Consider the following 17630-nt stretch of genomic DNA (forward strand, 5'->3'; position numbering starts at 1 on the left):
CTTCGCGCCACGCGGTGGTTGGGAGAGTGTCAACCATGTCGCGGCTGACCTGTCCGCAAAGCAAAAGCGCTGGGTATAACACCCAGCGCTTAATGTCGTGCGGTACTGACTATACCTCGTAGCCCATTGGGGAGCCAGGGCCGAGCGGGATGCCGGCGAAGTACCAGATCATGAAGAAGATGAACCAGCCCGCCAGCATGCACAGCGAGTACGGCAGGGCGAGCGACATCAGGGTGCCCACGCCGGCCTTCTTGTAGTACTTCTGCAGAAATGTCAGGGCCAGTGCGAAGTAGGGCGACATTGGGGTGATGATGTTCGACGGGGAGTCACCGATACGGAACAGCATCTGGGAGACCTCGGGGGAGACGTTGACGTACATCATCATCGGCACCACCACCGGTGCCATCAGTGCCCACTGGGCGGAACCGGAGGTGATGAACAGGTTGATCAGCGCCACCATGACCACAAACGCGAGGAATAGCACCGCGTTTGGCAGATTCCACGCCTGCAGCAGCTCCGCACCCTTGATGGCGGTCCAGGGGCCCAGGTTGGACCACTGGAAGTACGCCAGGAACTGGGCGACGGCGAAGAACAGCACCAGGATCGGCAGCATGGACTCTAAGCCCTTGGCCATGAACTTCGGCAGATCCGCGGCCTCCTTGACGGTGCCCACGATCAGGCCGTAGACCAGGCCGGTGACAAAGAAGATCAGGGTGATCGGCACGGCAATCGCGCGGATTAGCGGGGACTCCATGAAGCCCTCCTCCGGACGCGCGAACGGGGAGGCCGGGACCAGAAGCAGGACGAAGTAAGCGACGAGGGAGACGACCAGGGTCACGCCGGACCACGCGAGGCCCTTGCGCTCCAGTGGGGTCAGCGAGAGGTCATCGTCGTCGGTCAGGTGGGAATCGTCCGGTTGGGCGGAGTCGTTGATTTGGAGTTCGTCTTCGTCGATGTGGTCGTCGTCGATAAGCGCTTGCGCCTTCTTCTCCACATAAAACTCCGTCACCGCAGTGATCACCAGCGCCAGCACAATGGCGGACGGGATGACGAAGAAGATGTTGGCAAGCGGGGAGACCTCGTAGTCGGCGTCGACAAGTTGCGCCGCCGAGGTGGAAATGCCGGCGAGCAGCAGGTCGGTGATGTTGAGGATCAGCGAGGAGTTAAAGCCTGCCGACGACGCCGCGAACGCCACCATCGCACCCACCACCGGCGAGCGCCCAACCGCATGAAACGCCATCGCGCCCAACGGAATGATGATCACGTAAATCGCATCCGAGGCGATCGAACCGGTCACGCCGGCAAGCGCGACCATAAACGTCAGCATCTTGCCACTGACCTTGTCCACCATCGCGCGCACCATCGCCGCCAGCAGACCGGTTTGCTCCGCCACGGCAACACCAAGCATCACCGCCAGGATCACACCCAGCGGCGGGAACGCGATGAAGTTCTGCACCGCATCCGTGACCATGCGCGAGATGTTCTCGCCGGTCAGCAGGCTTTCTACGTGAATCTCTTCGCCGGAGGCAGGGTCGATAGCAGACAGGCCCGCCTTGCTGGCAATCCATGAGGAGACGACAACAACGCCGCTCAAAATGACAAACAGCCAGAAAGGCTCCGGCAGCTTGTTGCCTATTCGCTCGATCCAGCCGAGGAAGCCGGTCATGCCGTCTTGTTGGTTCTGGTTTTGGTTTTGTTTCTCTTCGCGCTGCTTTTCGGCGCGGGTTTCGTCGATACGCGTGGAACCGGTCATCGTTATCTCTTCCGTGCGGTGGCCAGGTACATCCTTCAGCCGCGTACGCCCAAAGGTTCTATCGAGTGTACAAACCATCCGAATGTGGGGGTGCAATTAAGATCGCCGGATGTGAGTACCGCCCAAGAACTACACCTCGCGCCGCGCCGCCCACGCCGCGGTCGCGCCGTTGTGACCTCCGTCATTACCTCCGTCATCGCCGTCCTGGCGGTCGCCGGGCTGCTACTTGTCATGCTGCGCCCCGCCGTGTTCGGCGTGGGGGAGACGCGGGTGGACTCCACCACCATCGGGGCATCGTTCGAGGACATCGCCGAACTGTCCGTGGAGGAATACGTCTTCTCTGACGTGGGCAAGTTCGACCAAAAAGGCCTCGAGGTCCTCGGACTGCGCGTGCCGTTTACCGGCCGCAACTTCCTCGTTACTTACGACGGCCGCGTCACCGCCGGCATCCGCAACACATCCGCCATCGACGTTTCGGTCGGCTCTGGCGCTATTGATGTGGTGCTGCCGCCCGTGGAAGTACTCAGCGCCCACATCAACGCCGACAGCGTGCAGGTCTACGACCAGTCCATGAACCCCCTCAACCAAATTCGTGTCGACGACGTCACCACCTTCATCGCCGTCCAAGAGGACACCGCGCGCGACAAGGCCGTGTCGCAGGGCCTGTTGGACCGCGCGCGGGAGCGGACCGAACACCTCATACGCAGCCACATCGCCGCACTTGTGAAGGGGACCGAGCAGGAGGATTTTGACGTGCGGATTTCCTGGGCGCAGTAGCCGCTCATGGTCTAGAGTTTCTGGCCATGCGTAAGTCTTTGGCAGTTTGCTCGCTGGCCGCTGTTGTTTCTGCTGCGTCGGTCCCGGTTGCTGGTGCGGCGCCGGTCGCGCCAGGTGCTGGTTCCGGCTCCGCCCAGTGTTCCATCGAGTACAACGCCGACCAGGTCCCGGCGCTCGCCGCGGGCGTACTTGGCGACGACCTCATCTTCTACAACGGCTCCCGCGCCGACGCGCTTGCCCTGTGGGAGAAGAAGCAGACCGAGTTGCGCGCTGGCATCGGCGAGAACGGCTGGGGCACACTCACCCAAATCGACGACGCCAAACTTTGGGAACCCGGCGTCACCCACACCTCAAGCGCGCTGGTCGTCGACGATCTGAAGCACTCCTCACGCAGTCTGACCGTCACCGCCGACAGCCCGTTCAGCCACTCCGAGGCCGCCTACCTTGCCAACGCCGCCTCGTACACCGCGCAGCGCTACGCGGATTGCGGCAAGGATGTGAATAGGGTCGTGCCGGTGGCGCCGTCGTCGATAAGCCTTGCCCTCGCCCCGAACCACATCGCGCTGATTGTCGTGGCGCTGCTCGGCGTGCTTGGTGCTGTGGGCGCCGGCGCGGCGGGCACGCTCCCCGGCGTCGCGCTGCCCACGCTGCCGTTTTAGGGTGTTGACGTAACGCAGAGCGCGCTCTATGTTCACTGATGTAAGCCAGAGGTGAGCACAGCAAGAATCCTCAGGGCAACAACTCCGGAACCCACACGATTGTGTGGGTTCCGTGTAACAAGGGTGGAAAAGTAGGTCAGTGGGGGTTGGCCTTTTCGCCAGTATGGCTTTTGAGATTCAACGGGCTTTGCCGCCCAGTTTTTGTGTCAAAAACGGGTGTCGGTCTACGACCTGTGAGCCACTCGACGTGAAGTCCTCGAAGGCTCAAGGTTCAGCCGGTGGCTTGTGGTTGTTACGCCGCCTTCGGTGGTGCGTTGTCGCCCAACTTCCATTGCTCAAGGTCGTCCGAGCTGAGTTTGCGGCCGCTACGCCGCGGTGGCGGAGTCGGCTTCTGGAACGTATTTGGACGCGACCAGGCAGCCGCATCGAGCATGGCGAGGTTCACCCCACTGCGGCCATGGCCATGCACAGCATTTGTGCCGCCCAACCGCGCATAAGGCGGGTCGTCACGTCTCCGGCACCTTGGTAGGAACCGTTCTTGAGCATTGCATTGCGGGACTCAATGGTGTTGCGGCGGTGTTCCTCATCGTCACGATGTGCTGCTGGCAGACCTTCGGGCAGGAGGCCTTGGAGGGCACTTCGGAGGCGGTCAGCCCGTCTTTTTGGAAGCCCTCTTTCTTCCTGTCTTCCTCGGCAGGCGGGACCAGCGGGCAGGTAATTTCCGCGCCCTCGGCGCGGGCAGGACAGCCCAGTCGCACGTCGCACTTCTTGTTCGGCTTCGTGCCGTAGCGGACGAGCGTGAGACGCTTGCGAGCCTGAAGCAGATTTGAGAACTGCTGGTCCGGTCAGTTGTCCCCCTGGCAACCGCTCCCCTTCCCTAGCCCGCCGTCCCGTCCGCCGATTTGGCCACCGCCGCGCGAACCGTCTCGGCTTCAAGCCGAGAATGTCAGCAACTCGAAATTCACAACGAAGGCCGACTCGAAAGTAGGTTCGCCCTCAAAGCCCATTTCCTCTGGTCCTGTCGAGCCCCCGGCTACTCTGATAGGCGACGAAACCACACCCGACTAACGCGAAGGAGACACAGTTGGGCAGACAACAACGCCTCGAGCTGACCTGGACGAATAAGGACAAGGCACTCATTCCCACCGAGCAAGGCCGCTACGGCTACACCTGGGTAGATCCACGCGACCCGCGGTATTGCGAAACGAGGGTGTTGACGGTTGACGAGACGGTAGCCGGGACGAGGTCGGAAAAGGAAGAGGGCACCACCTACTCCGGGCGCGCTGACCTTGAACCGCAGTCGGACAACCTGCTCATTCTGGGCGAGTCCGGCGACGTGCTCGAAGCACTCACTCGTGTACCGGAGTGGTCTGAGAAGTACGTCGGAAAGGTGAAGTGCATCTACATTGACCCGCCATTTAACACCGCGCAGACCTTCGCGAACTACGAGGACAACCTGGAGCACTCCGTCTGGCTCACCATGATGCGAGACCGACTGCTACACTTGCGCGACTTACTGAGCGAGGACGGGTCAATCTGGGTCCACCTTGACGATGTGGAGAACCACCGGATGAGGGTGCTGCTGGATGAGGTGTTTGGGAGTGGAAATTTTGTTGGAGAAGTAATTTGGCAAAAGGGTTCCCATGTGCGAAATGACACCTCAGGACTGTCCTCTAACCACGATGTAATTCTTTGCTACGGCAAGACCGGTTCGATAAATATTCAAAAACTTCCACCCACCCAAGAGATGACCGCGCGCTTTAGTTCCCCAGACGGAGACCCCTGGCCTTGGCAGTCCATTACTTCCGCAGCGCCACATGCCTCAAACAACGGCGTTCAGGTCGCCTCTGTATACGGTGTTCAGCATCCGATCACAGGCTCCATGTTGTATCCACCTGTGGGACGTCAGTGGGGATTCCGTCAGGACCGCATGCTGGAAATCATGCGGGGGTGGGGAAATTACACGATTGGCGAAAACGATGAAGCGGAAATGAAAAACCGCAAGAAGATCACCGGTGAAGGTGTTGTGCTCCGTGAAGACATCAAACCACTGGTAATTCCCGGGTGGAACCCGGCAGACGCCGAGTTCGCACGAAGGGTCTTCGAGAACGGTAATTGGCCCGAATTCTTCTTCACTGGCAAGGACGGAACCGGACAACTTCGGAGGAAGGGCTACATGCCTGAATCGTATGGTCGTGTCGCTGACACAATCTGGAGCGATACAGACCGAAACGATTCTGCAAAGAGGGAGATTCAGAATCTTTTCCCCGGCACCACTGCCTTCGCCACCCCGAAGCCAGAACGTCTCCTAGAGCGCATCATCCACATCGCTACGAAACCCGGCGACATTGTCCTCGACGTGTTCGCGGGTTCGGGAACCACCGCTGCGGTAGCCCAGAAAATGGGCCGGCGGTGGGTCACCTGCGAACTCGTGGAAGATACGTTCAACCGCTTCACTCGCCCGCGCCTAGAGAAGGTCGTAAACGGTGAGGACCAGGGCGGCATCACGCTCCAGAAGGAGGAGCGCGCCGACGCTACCGAAGACGGTTTGCCCGAGGGTCTTACCCCAGAAGAAGCACAGAAGTTCACCTCCCTGTTGAACAAGGCCATCAAGAACGCCGACGAGCTCAAAAAGAACCCCGCGGTGAAACAACTCAAGGCCATGACCAAGACCAAGCCAGTCAAGGGCGTCGTCAACTGGCGCGGCGGCGGTGGTTTTCAGGTCGCACACCTTGAGCCGGCCTGCTTCGACTACGACTCGGAGGTAGCGCTCACAACCTTGACCGAGCACGCCACCGGCGACCTGCTCATGCGCTCCGTGGCCGCACAACTTCGCTTTGCGCTCACCCCTGAGGAGTTGCACTTCGACGGCAAGCGCGGCCGCGAGCACCTCGTTGTAGTCGAAGGTGTCCTGGACGAGGAGAAGATTGACGAAGTCATGGCTCACCTCCCAGAGGGCCACTCCGTCCTGTTCGCCGCGACCGTGGTTGACGGCTTTGCCCGCGAGCATGTCCGCTCGTTCAAGAACGGATCGCGAGTTGTCCACGTCCCGCTTGAGATTTTCCCGTACTCCGACGCTGCCGAAGAGGAGAAGTAACCATGGCACAGAAATTGAACCTCTCCTTTGATGAAAACCTGGTTGCAGAACTCTCGAACAAGTTCGACCTCCGCGCACCGAACGCTGAAGCGCTTGCCGATTTGGTGAAGCGAATCGAAAAAGGCAAATACGACGCTCTAGAACCACTGGTGCTCAACCTCGCAACGGGTGCGGGCAAGACCTACGTCATGGCAGCGTTTATCGAGTACCTGCGCCGCCAAGGCCACCCCAACGTCATGGTGGTCACCCCGACGAAGGTCGTGCAGGACAAGACCGTCCTCGACTTCACGGAAGGATCGCACCGCTACATTGGTGGCTTCGATGTCCCGCCCCGGCTTGTCACTCCGGGTGACGTGTCGAATCTGCGAGTCGATAACGTCGCGTCCGACCTGTTTGTGGGCGAAGGTGTCTCTACGCTGTACGTTTTCAATGTCCAGCAACTTTTTCCGCCGAAGGACGGCGGCAAGAACGTTGCAACGGGAGACGAAGCGGCGCGCCGCAAGACGTGGAAGTTCCAGGAAGACTCGGGTGCGCTGGCGCAACGGTTGATTGACACGGAAGACTTAGTCATTATCGCCGACGAGTCTCACCTGTTCGGCTCCACCGCGAAGACCTTCCGCAAGTCGCTGACTTCGCTGAAACCCGCCGTGACCGTGGGGCTTACGGCCTCGCCGGACAAGGGAGACGACGTTGTCTACCACTACCCGCTGTGGCGGGCTATCCAGGACGGCTACGTCAAGCAACCGGTGCTGGTCTACCGCGAATCTGGCTACGACTCGGAAGACCGCCAGCTCCAAGACGCATTGTCGCTTCTGGCTATCAAGGAAGAGGCGTACGCGAACTACAGGGCAGCCCACCCGAACGGCAAGCAGACAAAACCGCTTCTGTTCGTGGTCTGCTCTGGCGTGCCTCACGCCACCGAGGTTGCTGAGCGCCTGCGTGGCCCCGGGTTCGTGGGCGACCCGCTCGCGGTGCTTCAGGTGGACAACGAGCACAACGACAACACCACCCAGTCGTTCTTGCGCTACCTCGACACGGACAACTCCCCGGTCCGGGTGATCGTCTCAGTCAACAAACTGCGTGAAGGCTGGGACACAAAGCGCATTGGCGTGATGTGTACCCTTCGCACAATGGGCTCGGAGGTGCTGACCCAGCAGGTCATGGGCCGAGGTCTCCGCCTGCCGTTCGGGGCGCTCACGGGTGTTCCGGCCATTGACGAATTAGACATTTTGTCGCACGAGTCCTTCGTCAGGCTTTTGGAAAACGAAAACGTCCTCAAACAGTTCGGCATTGAGGACGCGGTGCGAGATGGCGACGGTAAAGGGCTCATCGCCCCACCTGGCACGGCCAACCCACCGCAGGTTGGCGCTGGCACTGGTACTGGCACGGGTGCTACGGGCGACACCTCGACTGACACCGGCGAGGAAGGCACCACGGTGCAACCTGACGAGGACTCTCGCAACTCTGGTGACGTTCCTGACACTCCGGCAGGTGAGCGAACCGTGGGCACACGAGCACTCACCGACGAAGATGACGTTTCGAAGGGCGTTGAGATATTCACGCCAGTCGTTGTTCACGTCAACGAGAAGTTCGCTGGCACCACCTTCGACTTCCCGTCTTCGGCTATGACGAAGACGAAGAAGCAGTTCGAACTGGTTGATATCCCGAACTCCGTCATCGTTGAACGGGCAGACAAGGTCACCGACACTGACGAGTACTTGGCTCGCACCAAGATCGGTGTGGCTAACGAGGGCAACAAAATCGAACTCGACAACGACGAGCGCTCCGCCGTGCCGAGTTTCAAACAGACTCCTTCCCAAGTCGCTGCGGAACTCATCCGCCGCGTCATGGGTTCCGGTGCGGTTGCCGCAACGACAGAGAACACGAGCCAACTCAAGCGCCGCATCGTGCCCACGTTTATGGAAGCGACGAAGATCGAGCAGTGGACGGAGAAGGCCAAGGAGTCCGCGGCCCGACACTTGCGTGAGCTCGTTGTCGAGGAGTCCAGAAAGGCAAACGCTCAGACTGGAACCACGGTGTCCATCCACCCGGTTACCCTCCCGATTGACGACTCGTTCGTGCTCGACCTCGACAAGAAGGTGCTGGACCTGCTCGACCGGCAGGAAAAGTCCGCGGGTAAGGCAGGTTTTAGCACCGCGGAATACTACGGCACCTGGAAGAAGGGACTATTCGAGGCCGCACGCTTTGACTCGTTTACCGGCGAGTACCGCCTGGCAGCTCTGCTCGACCTCGACCCGAACGTGGTGTGGTGGAAGCGGATCTACGCCCACGAGGGCGCACGGGTGGCCTACACTCCGCACAACTCGTACGTTCCAGATTTCGTGGTCTTCGACAAGGACGGCACCCACTGGATCGTAGAGGCCAAGGAGAACCGCGGCCGCGACGACGAACGCGTCCAGACCAAGCGAGCAGCCGCTGAGCGCGTGGTGCGCCAGCTCGTGGGCATGCCGGAGTACGAGGACCAAACCTGGGGCTACCTCATTGCCTACGAGGACGACATTGTCTCTTCCGACTCGTGGGCCGACTTGGTTGCCGGTTCGGTGACGGAGCGGATGCCAACGCTCTAAAAGCTGGCAATAGCGGCACTAAAAAAGGCGAGGCCGGACTGTAGGAGTGCTCCTGCGGTCCGGTTTTTGTCGTGTCGCTGGGGTTGTTCGCGGGGCTTAAGGGGTTCCGTGTCGGGCACCGAAACGGAAGGTGCGGTACGGGTTTTCGAGGCGGGGTTCGGGGCAGGGTGTGTAAGGAAGCGGCAGAAAATGTGTAAGCCGCCGTGTAAGCGGCGGCGGAGCTAAAGGTTGGGGAGTTTACTGAATCTCCCTTAACGGGCCGCATTGCATCACTACGGTTCGAGCCCTTTGCACGCGGGGCACTCTTTCCTCAGGAAGGTTTCGGGGGAAACAACGCGCTTGTGGCCGTTGGGGCACACGAAACGGAGTCGCTCGTACGTGCCGACAACCGGTACGAAATCGGGGTCGATGTACGGCTCATCCCATGCTTCGAGAAGCTCCATCACATCGAAGACGGTGGCTGAAGCGTACTTTTCTTCAAACTCGGCATCCTCGATGGCGCGTTTCTGCTCTTCACGCTCACGGCAGACTGGGCATCGTGCCCAGCCCTTGACTACCTGATCAATCTGCCCCTGAAACGAGTGCCCTTCCGGGCAGGTCCACCAAGCTTTCTTCCGGGAGCTCTTCTTGGCGCTCTGCCAGAGTTCCTCGGAGTTTTTCTCGTGGTCCCACCAACTGACGATCTCCCCATCGAGGTCCTTGAGAAAGCTTGCGCTAGGCACCTTCGAAGTTGCGGCAGCAGTGGTCTTTTTCGATCTTTGGCACCGGCACCCAAATTCGATGTCACCGATCCGCTGGGCGGAAATGAGATCACAATGAGGACACTTCACCCCATGCGGATCATCAAGAAGAGACAGGTTGGTCAGCGGGCCAAGGTACTGGTAGCCGCATGCTTCGGCTATTTTCTTGGCCTCATTTATGGGAATCGGCGCGAACTCCCTGACCAGCTGCTTGCGCGACTCAACGGCCCATTGCCGCCAGTAGCACGCGCGACACGTTTTCTCGCCGCGGTTCACGGTTAGCTGCACGTACTCGAAGCTGTAGTGCGCCTCAAAACCGCACTCCACACAGCGGGTAAGCAGCGCGTGCTTCGGCCTTGTAAACGGATCCAGAAGAACAAGCCCACCGCGCTGGTAAATCTGGGCCAAGTGGACGTCACAATACGACGGCTTCGTCCGCGTGCGGAATAGCACCGGCCTTTCGCAGCTGTCAACGCTGCACGTTTGAGTTGTGATTGCTTCCACTGTGTTGCCTCTAAGGATTACCGGACCATGATCTCGACTTCGATATCAAGACTGTAGGACAGGTTGATTTCTCGCCATCCCGTCACTCTAAAAACGTCGGATATTTCCCACTCGCCTTTTGAGACTTTTTCGCAGGCAGTCCGGTACATGTAGCTGTATTGATCATTTCCACAGCCGTCTTACCCGCTGCAAGGTTACAGATCACCTAATAAAGTTGCCTGTTATGCGGATCACAAACTTATCTCTTGCAACTGTCCTTACCGCATCGCTTGCCGTGGGTTGTTCAAGCACTGGGGATGACAACCCGCCCACCACCGAGCAGACAATGCCCAGCTCAACCGCGGATACCGCAAGCAGCAGCGCCACCACATCCGCCGCAGCCACCAGCGGCACGGAGTCACCGGACAATGACAAGAAGGACTACAAAGCCCTTGCTGACGGGATGGTCGACCCGAATGATCCGACCTCGGTATATGACGGCGTGAGCATCAGCGATTTGTTCGGTGCCCTCAATTTCATCGACGGCTACCAGTCAGAAGAGATCGAAATTGACAGTGGGACCAACATGGTGAGAGGTGCGTACAACCACCTTGATCTGCCAACGAGCGCGCAAGTTAGGGCCTACGTACCCCTCAATAATGGTGAGCCACGCCCGCTGGAAAACGTTAATGACCCGCACATGCAGTTCTTCCTCGGACAGGTTCACGGCTTGATTACGGAAAACGGGTTCAGCCCAGTAGAAGAAGTAGTGAATACGCCGAACTTCGAGTGGAAGTGCGTCACTCCCGAGGACGTTCCAATGAACGAAACCAACAACACCGCGTGCTTCACGGTCCTCGCCGGCCGAGTGATTGAAGTCCAGCACAAGGTTGTCCAGGAAGATGTTGAGATGGTTGGGCCCGTGGACAATCTGCTCGCACTGCTAGACAGGAACCTCGCCACCTTGAAGTAGAAGCGCACCGGTATCGTTGCCGCCATGACGTTTGGACTCATCGTTGTGCAGTTTGCCGCTATGGTCGTGGGAGTCCTCCTCGCTTGGTTTGTGGGGAGATGGAAGCTGGGGTTTACGTGGGCGTCGTTAAGCTGGGGCGCTCTTGCTTTCCCCCTCTCCCAAGTGGCCAGAATGGTCCTGGTTGTGCCGCTGCAACTGGTGTTTATCCGGGTGCTGGACCCGGCGACCGCCACAACGGCGACCGTGCTGTTAATGCTGGCCACCTCCGGTCTGTTTGAGGAGACCACCCGTTGGGTTGTGCTTCGATTTTGGGCAAAAAACACGCGCTCGTGGCAAAACGGTGTGGGATTTGGCCTAGGACACGGCGGCATTGAGGCGCTACTGCTCTTCGCCTCTGCTCTGGCAACCAACGTCATGTTGCTCACCAACGGTGAGATTCTGCGCATGCAGGTCGCGCAGACTGGCAACGCCACCGCCATCGACGCATTCGAGCAACAAATGGACACCCTGCAGAACATGAGTCTCGGTTTACTTTCCCTCAGCTGGTACGAACGCGCCTTGGCAATCACCGCACATGTGGTGCTCACATTGATCGTGCTGCGCGCGGTACGTGAGCGTCGTTGGCTGCTGTGGCTTGTTGCCGTAGTCACCCATATCGCGTTTAACTCCATCACGTTGCTGAGCGCCCAATACGGCCTTGGCGTCGTGTACTTCTTACTCACCGCGTTTACTGCCATCGGGCTGTGGGCTGTCATTGCAGGTCCGCTGAAGAAGCAGACCTTTGCATGAGTGAGCCCACACAGACGCTCGTTAGGCGAACCGCCGGCTGGCCCGCAGTCCTCCTGGCTGGCATAGCAACATTCGCCGCAGGCTTGGTGGTGTTATCCAACACCGGCGGGTGGGGCGTGGCAATTGCAGCACTCTACACTATTTGGACCGTGTGGATCTTGCGCCAGAAAATAGTGTTGGAGCTCGACGACAACGCGTTAACAGTGCGTCTGCACAATCGGTCGAGGCGAATCCCCTACTCCGATATTGCAGAGGTAGCACCCGCACCGCGTGTGCCGTTGACCATGTTTATGGGGGTGGCTCTGCTCACTGGGCAGCCGTGGCGGGTAGATAACGCTGATGCGTTCACCCTCGGCGGCCCAGTCGTTCGCATTCACACACGCAACTCGGATGATTGCGTGGTGGCGGTCAGTGATGTTGATCAGGCCATAGCCCTGATCAAGGCTAGAACTCAGCCGGAATAACTACCCAGCCAATCAGGTACGCTAACAGGCCTGGTAACACGCCGCCCAGCGCAAGCACAACAAACACAATGCGCACCAAGGTCGGGTCAACGTTGAAGTAGTTGGCAATACCTCCGCAGACGCCAGCGATCATCTTGTCCGTCATGGAACGGGTCAGGCGGCGCTGCGGCTGGTTGTTGGAAAACTGCGGGTACGAAGACGACATTGCGTAATCCTTTCGGTTGCTTGGGGAAGTTCCCACTTCCCCATTAAAGGCGCATCGATCCATGGTGACAACGATCAGCGGCTCTCGCTGGGGTTTTCCTGGTCCGGGACCCCCACCAAAGCCTGGAGAAAGGACTCCACAGCATCACGGTCGATATCCCGAGTGGGTTCAAACACTACGCGACGGACGTAGTCCACGTGTCCCGGAACTGCATCCTCAAGGCACTCGACACCCTGATCAGTCAATGACACTAAGACGCCGCGCGCATCCCCCGGGCACCGCTTCTTCTCTACAAGACCACGTTTGGCCATGCGCGTGACCTGGTGGGAGGTACGCGAGCGATCCCATTCCAAGTTTTCACAAAGCTGATGCAAGCGAAGTTCCATCTCTGGCGACTCGGACAGTGCAACAAGCACCGCGTATTCCGGGGCGGACAGACCCGACATTGCCTGCAACGTTTCATCCATGCCGCGGGAAATCTTGTTGGAAGCCGTAAGCATGAGGCGCCAAAGGCGCTGCTCGTCTTCATTCAACCAACGGGGCTCTGCAGGCATACCAGAAACCCTAGTGCATATATGCAGCTAAGAAGGAAAGTGCTGGGAGTTCAAAAGGCACAAGCACAGCATTGTTGACGTGTCACCAATTGTGTATGGTGGTCCCCGTCAATGAAAAACAAACGAAAGGAATCGCACGATGACCGCATTGACCGGAACCTGGAATCTGGACTCCACCCACTCCACTATCGGCTTCGTTGTACGCCACGCGATGGTGTCCAAGGTGCGAGGCTCTTTTAACGAGTTCAGCTCCACCATTACCGTTGCGGAGAACATCGCAGACTCCAAGGCAACGGCTACCATCCAGGCTGCTTCTGTAGATACTCGCAACGCCGAGCGCGATGCGCACCTGCGCACGGACGACTTCTTTAACACCGACACATTCCCGGAGATCACCTTCACCTCCAGCCACGTCAACGTCGATGCGTCCGGCAACGGCACCCTTACCGGTGACCTGACCATTAAGGGCATCACAACGCCGGTCACCCTTGAGGTATCGACGTTCGGAGTGGAAGAAGCCCCCACTGGTGAGACCCGCTGGGGCTTTGAAGCAACCACCACGATTGACCGCACCGACTTCGGCATCGACTTCAACGCCCCGATGAACTCTGGCGGCGTGCTCCTGTCCAAGGAGATCAAGGTGGAGATCGAAGGCTCCGCCGTCAAGGCTGGCTAAGCCTTCTTACCCCTGCTGGGTCTTTATTTCGTCCATTGCATACCTGCGCACCGCACCGACCCTGTCAAAGCGCTGCGGGAAGCAGGTCAACACAAACACCTGAGCCTTCTGCCCCACCTGGTCAAACAGCAAGTTCATGCGGGTCAGCCGCTCGGGGTCGGTGGCGCCCAAGGCGTCGTCCACAATCACCGGCACCGGCGCAGTATCGCCCGTTGCTGTAACCAGGTCCGCGATAGCGAAGCGGGTGAGAAGCGCCAGCTGCTCCTTCGTACCGCCAGACAGCTCGCTCAGCGCCACGGTGGTGCCGTCCACAGTCCGGTCCACAATGTCTAATGCGTCGCCAAAATTGAAGTCCACACTCGGTCCAAACAGGACACGGGCGTGGCTGCGAAGCGCCTCATTAAACGGTGCGGTGTAACGAGCACGTGCGGTATCACGGTGCGCAACCATCGTGTCGCGCAGCAGACGAGCCGCCTCTGCACGCCTGGTGGTGCGCGCGAGCTCCGCGTTAGCTGCCTCAAGCTTCGCCTCAGCTAAGTCCGCACGCTGCGCGGTACCGGCGGCAAGCTCGATGTAGCTGTGCAGCTCCGCAATACGCTTATCCGCCGACTGCATACGTTCATGCAGGCTGTTGGCACGGTTTTTCGCCCCCGCTAGCAGCAGGGCCGCCGTCTCCGGGTCAACTTCTGCAAGCTGGGCAGACAACGACTCATGCGTAGCGTTTGCCTCCACAACCGCCGCGCGTGCAGTCTCCAGCGCCACCGTGAGCGAGTCTTGGGTGGTAGCAGATTCCGCGGCATCCAGATTTGCTTGAGCGTCTTGTAGCTCCGAACGCTTCGAATCCAGCTTTGTGCTTAGCACCGTCAACGCCTCCGCCGCCTTACGGTCCGCAAACGGTTTCGCGGCAGCCTCTGCAGTTTCTGCATCCTGCTCCGCCTGAGCAAGGTCCGCATCCGCCGCGTCAACGGCCTCTTGCGCCTGCGCTTCACTGAAATCTGCAGGAGTATCCAGATCTTGCTCCAGTTCTTCCACCGTCGCCACCTGTGTCGCATGAGCTGAGCGCAACGCAGCAATATCGCTACCTGCCAGCACATCATCAAGACGTTGCTTTGCCCCCGCCAACGCCGTCGCATGGGAGGCATGAGCATCACGGGCATCGCGAGCCTCTTTCAGAGTTTCGCAGCCGACCGCCTCCAAAAGCTCAACAAGTGCACGTTTCGCCTCATCTGCCGCTTCGCGCGGGTCGCGCTGCCCCTGTGCTGCGCGATAGACCACGGTGACGTCCCCAAACTGCAGCTGCGTGCCGTCAAACACGCCGACAGACGTGGTGCCGTCTACAGACAACTCCTCGCCGTCTACAACCACCGTGGCACCAGTTGCGGTGATCTCCAACTTCGCAGCGGACGCCTCAAGCAGGCGCTGCTGCACCGCAACTTCGGCTTCTGCCTCTTCGATGGCACGGATATCCGCATCCGTCACAATCCGGCGAGGCGACGCTTCCAAAAGTTCGGTGTACGTCTTCTCCGCCTCGGCGATACGCGCCAAACGCTCGTTACCTGCCGCAACCTCGACACGTGCGCGCACCAGGTCACGCACACGCGACGCACGCTTTATTGCCGCACGCGCGTCGCTTACTTGTTTCTTCGCCGCCACCTGCTGCGCCACCAGCTCTTCCAAACGTGCGACTTCAGTCTCTGCAGCTTCGCGAGCTGGCTCAAGCTGCCCCTCTAAGTTGTCGGCCTCTGCACGCAGCGTGGCCACTCGCTCCTGCAGCGCCTCACGTTGCTGCACGTCACCTTGGGCACGAGTCAGCGTGACCGTTGCCTGCCGCAGTGTCTCAGCTGCCGCCTCAACCTGCTCCCCCAGCTCACGCGCCTGCTTCGCCTCCGCCTCGCGGGTTTCCACCTCTTCCTCAGCCGCGGGCAGCTCAGCCTTCGCCTGCGCAATCTCCTCTTGCTTGCGCGCTACCTCCTCCACGTACCGGGACAGTTGCGCCTCCTGGTCTCGGAGGCGTTTGTGTTCCTCCTCTGCCTCATCCGCCGCAGTCTTCTTTGCAGTAAACGCAGCCTTCCGCTTTCCCCGTGCATCCCAGTACCGTGCGTATTCCTCCTCCACTGCGGCCATCAGCGCGGTGTCTTCAACACCAGCGGCCTGGGTAGAGGATTCTTCTTCCAATGCCGCGGTAATAGAGGCGATACCCGCCGCCTGAAGGCCTGGGTCTAATTCGCCCTGGCGCAGGAACAACGTCTCGGCTAACTCGCGGTCCAAGTGTTGGTCCAGCAGGTGCTCAAGCTGGTCATCTGCCTCACGCCCCGAATAATTCTTATGCGTCGGCGAGGTAATACGCAGCTCAGACATCGGGGACTTCATCCACCGCTTATGCACGCTAAACGTTGTATCCCCCACCGTTGCAGTCAGTTGCACCTCCGGGCCCACATCTCTACCCGCGGGTGCCACAGCTTTGACCTCTTTCCGCTTCGAGCCATAACGTTGGTTGAGCACCAAATCAATTGCATCCAAGATGGTGGACTTTCCCGCCTCGTTTTCACCGTGGATAACAATCACACCGCGCTCAGGAAGCTCATCAAGGCGCAAGTGCTCAACGGCGCGGAAGTTGGTCAGTTCCAGTGCGTGGATTTGCATATTTACTTGGCCTCCTCAGAAAGACGAAACAGCAGGTTTAACGCATCGCGCACGACCTGGTCACTCACCTGCCCCGGCACACCCGGCGCGCTCGCAGCGTTAGCAAGCTCCGCCATAGCCTCGCGCGCATAGCCGCTCAACGGCAGGTTGGCCAGCTCTTCATCACTAGGCTGCAGGTAAAGCCCCATGTATCGCTCGTGTTCATAGAGGGCGGCAAACGCGTGCGCAAGTTTGCCCAAGCCGCGCTCAAGGCGAGCGTTGTCTTCCAGCCCCAAGGTGCCAGTGATGGAGTATCGGATCACGGTGCGATCTTTATGGGGATAGGCGCGAAGCTCCTCCAAGATGAGATCTACATCCTCAGGACCTGCGACTTCCCAGGCCAGTTCTTCAAAGGTCCACTCGCCTACTGGCATGCTTTCTACCTGCACGGTGGATTCGTAGCCGTGCTTTTCCACTGTGACCACCAGTGCGTTACCGGAGTCTGTCTCACCTCCGGCGACGCCTTCGCGGCGGTCGTGAAAGTCAGTCGTTTCCGGCGCACCGGAGTACCACACCCTTCCGGAGCTGGACAGGTCTTTTGTGGAGTGGGTATCGCCCAACGCAACGTAATCAATCACGCCTTCAGACGCAGCGTTATCCAGCCCCGCAACGCTAATAAGCGAAGGGTTGTCTTGGTCACCAAAGCCTTCTACCGCGCCGTGTCCCACCAAGACCCTGATGTGCTCGGAGGGTGCAAGCGGTGCGATTGCCCGGGCGCACAGGTCCTCAGAGGCGTGCTTGGTAGTCAGCGGCGCGCCGATAATTTCTACGCCTTCGCGCACCTCAACCGGGTCGAAGTCACGCAGCACGTGCACACCGTCGATCTCAGCAACGCCTTCACGGCGGGTAAAAATGGAATCCGCAACCAACGGGTCATGGTTGCCCGGCAACAGATACACCGGCACTGGCAGCGCTCGCAGCACCTCAAGTGCGCGCTCGTGTGTCCTCGGCTCAAGCGTGTTGTGCTCAAACACATCACCTGCCACCACGATAAATTCGGCGCCCTTGTCTAGTGCTAGCTCGCCGATTTTGGTTACGGCTTGTAACCGTGCAGCGTCAAAACGCGACTGTGCGTCAGGCGGGAGAAACTTGCGCGTCATGCCAAGCTGGAAATCAGAGGTGTGGATAAAAGTCACTGTCGCGGTCACGGCGTTCATGCCTTCAAGCAATAGCACGCCACGGCCACACAC

Annotated in this window: 15 protein-coding genes; 8 read left to right on the plus strand and 7 right to left on the minus strand. The window is 59.5% G+C overall.

Annotated elements, in window-relative coordinates:
* Positions 1-109: 109 nt before the first annotated feature.
* Entirely contained in the window at positions 110-1666 is a 1557-nt protein-coding gene (locus HMPREF3101_RS03770) for an AbgT family transporter (protein WP_070462785.1), read from the minus strand.
* A gap of 198 nt (positions 1667-1864) precedes the next feature.
* Here HMPREF3101_RS03770 and HMPREF3101_RS03775 point away from each other — a divergent pair, with 198 nt between their 5' ends.
* Entirely contained in the window at positions 1865-2530 is a 666-nt protein-coding gene (locus tag HMPREF3101_RS03775; RefSeq protein ID WP_246816637.1) for a DUF4230 domain-containing protein, read from the plus strand.
* Between the two features lie 26 nt (positions 2531-2556).
* Entirely contained in the window at positions 2557-3189 is a 633-nt protein-coding gene (locus tag HMPREF3101_RS03780; RefSeq protein ID WP_070462719.1) for a hypothetical protein, read from the plus strand.
* A gap of 292 nt (positions 3190-3481) precedes the next feature.
* On the opposite strand, the gene HMPREF3101_RS12070 is transcribed toward HMPREF3101_RS03780, so the two are convergent.
* Positions 3482-3658, minus strand: a complete 177-nt coding sequence (locus tag HMPREF3101_RS12070; RefSeq protein WP_168160153.1) for a hypothetical protein — start codon at positions 3656-3658, stop codon at positions 3482-3484.
* A gap of 615 nt (positions 3659-4273) precedes the next feature.
* Between HMPREF3101_RS12070 and HMPREF3101_RS03790 the strand changes: the two genes are divergently transcribed.
* Positions 4274-6286, plus strand: a complete 2013-nt coding sequence (locus HMPREF3101_RS03790; RefSeq protein ID WP_070462723.1) for a site-specific DNA-methyltransferase — start codon at positions 4274-4276, stop codon at positions 6284-6286.
* A gap of 2 nt (positions 6287-6288) precedes the next feature.
* A complete protein-coding gene (locus tag HMPREF3101_RS03795) occupies positions 6289-8874 on the plus strand; it encodes a DEAD/DEAH box helicase (RefSeq protein WP_070462726.1) in 2586 nt (861 codons plus the stop codon).
* 272 nt (positions 8875-9146) lie between these two features.
* On the opposite strand, the gene HMPREF3101_RS03800 is transcribed toward HMPREF3101_RS03795, so the two are convergent.
* Entirely contained in the window at positions 9147-9902 is a 756-nt protein-coding gene (locus HMPREF3101_RS03800) for a zinc-ribbon domain-containing protein (protein WP_168160154.1), read from the minus strand.
* 439 nt (positions 9903-10341) lie between these two features.
* On the opposite strand from HMPREF3101_RS03800, the gene HMPREF3101_RS03805 reads away from it, so the two are divergent.
* Genes HMPREF3101_RS03805 through HMPREF3101_RS03815 form a run of 3 tightly spaced genes read left to right on the plus strand, consistent with a single transcriptional unit; the run spans position 10342 to position 12323 of the window.
* The gene (locus HMPREF3101_RS03805) at positions 10342-11070 is read left to right on the plus strand and encodes a hypothetical protein (RefSeq protein WP_070462733.1); all 729 of its coding nucleotides are present in this window, start codon (positions 10342-10344) and stop codon (positions 11068-11070) included.
* Positions 11071-11094: 24 nt separating this feature from the next.
* Entirely contained in the window at positions 11095-11859 is a 765-nt protein-coding gene (locus tag HMPREF3101_RS03810) for a YhfC family glutamic-type intramembrane protease (RefSeq protein WP_083280072.1), read from the plus strand.
* A complete protein-coding gene (locus HMPREF3101_RS03815) occupies positions 11856-12323 on the plus strand; it encodes a hypothetical protein (RefSeq protein WP_070462738.1) in 468 nt (155 codons plus the stop codon). The genes HMPREF3101_RS03810 and HMPREF3101_RS03815 overlap by 4 nt, the downstream gene beginning before the upstream one ends.
* Here the strand turns inward: HMPREF3101_RS03815 and HMPREF3101_RS03820 are convergent.
* Together HMPREF3101_RS03820 and HMPREF3101_RS03825 are read right to left on the minus strand one after the other, a co-directional pair.
* Positions 12304-12528 carry a PspC domain-containing protein gene (locus tag HMPREF3101_RS03820; protein ID WP_070462741.1) on the minus strand — a complete coding sequence of 75 codons (225 nt, stop codon included), beginning with the start codon at positions 12526-12528 and terminating at the stop codon, positions 12304-12306. The two genes, HMPREF3101_RS03815 and HMPREF3101_RS03820, sit on opposite strands and share 20 nt — an antisense overlap.
* A gap of 74 nt (positions 12529-12602) precedes the next feature.
* Positions 12603-13082: a MarR family winged helix-turn-helix transcriptional regulator gene (locus HMPREF3101_RS03825; protein ID WP_070462743.1), complete on the minus strand. Its 480-nt coding sequence runs from the start codon at positions 13080-13082 to the stop codon at positions 12603-12605.
* A gap of 139 nt (positions 13083-13221) precedes the next feature.
* On the opposite strand from HMPREF3101_RS03825, the gene HMPREF3101_RS03830 reads away from it, so the two are divergent.
* Positions 13222-13758, plus strand: a complete 537-nt coding sequence (locus tag HMPREF3101_RS03830) for a YceI family protein (RefSeq protein ID WP_070462746.1) — start codon at positions 13222-13224, stop codon at positions 13756-13758.
* A 6-nt stretch (positions 13759-13764) separates the two neighbouring features.
* Here the strand turns inward: HMPREF3101_RS03830 and HMPREF3101_RS03835 are convergent, their stop codons facing one another.
* Entirely contained in the window at positions 13765-16401 is a 2637-nt protein-coding gene (locus HMPREF3101_RS03835; RefSeq protein ID WP_070462748.1) for an AAA family ATPase, read from the minus strand.
* Positions 16402-16403: 2 nt separating this feature from the next.
* Positions 16404-17597, minus strand: a complete 1194-nt coding sequence (locus HMPREF3101_RS03840; RefSeq protein WP_070462790.1) for a metallophosphoesterase family protein — start codon at positions 17595-17597, stop codon at positions 16404-16406.
* Positions 17598-17630 lie beyond the last annotated feature (33 nt).

Origin of the sequence: Corynebacterium sp. HMSC29G08 (genome assembly GCF_001806875.1) — a bacterium.
GTDB lineage: Bacteria > Actinomycetota > Actinomycetes > Mycobacteriales > Mycobacteriaceae > Corynebacterium.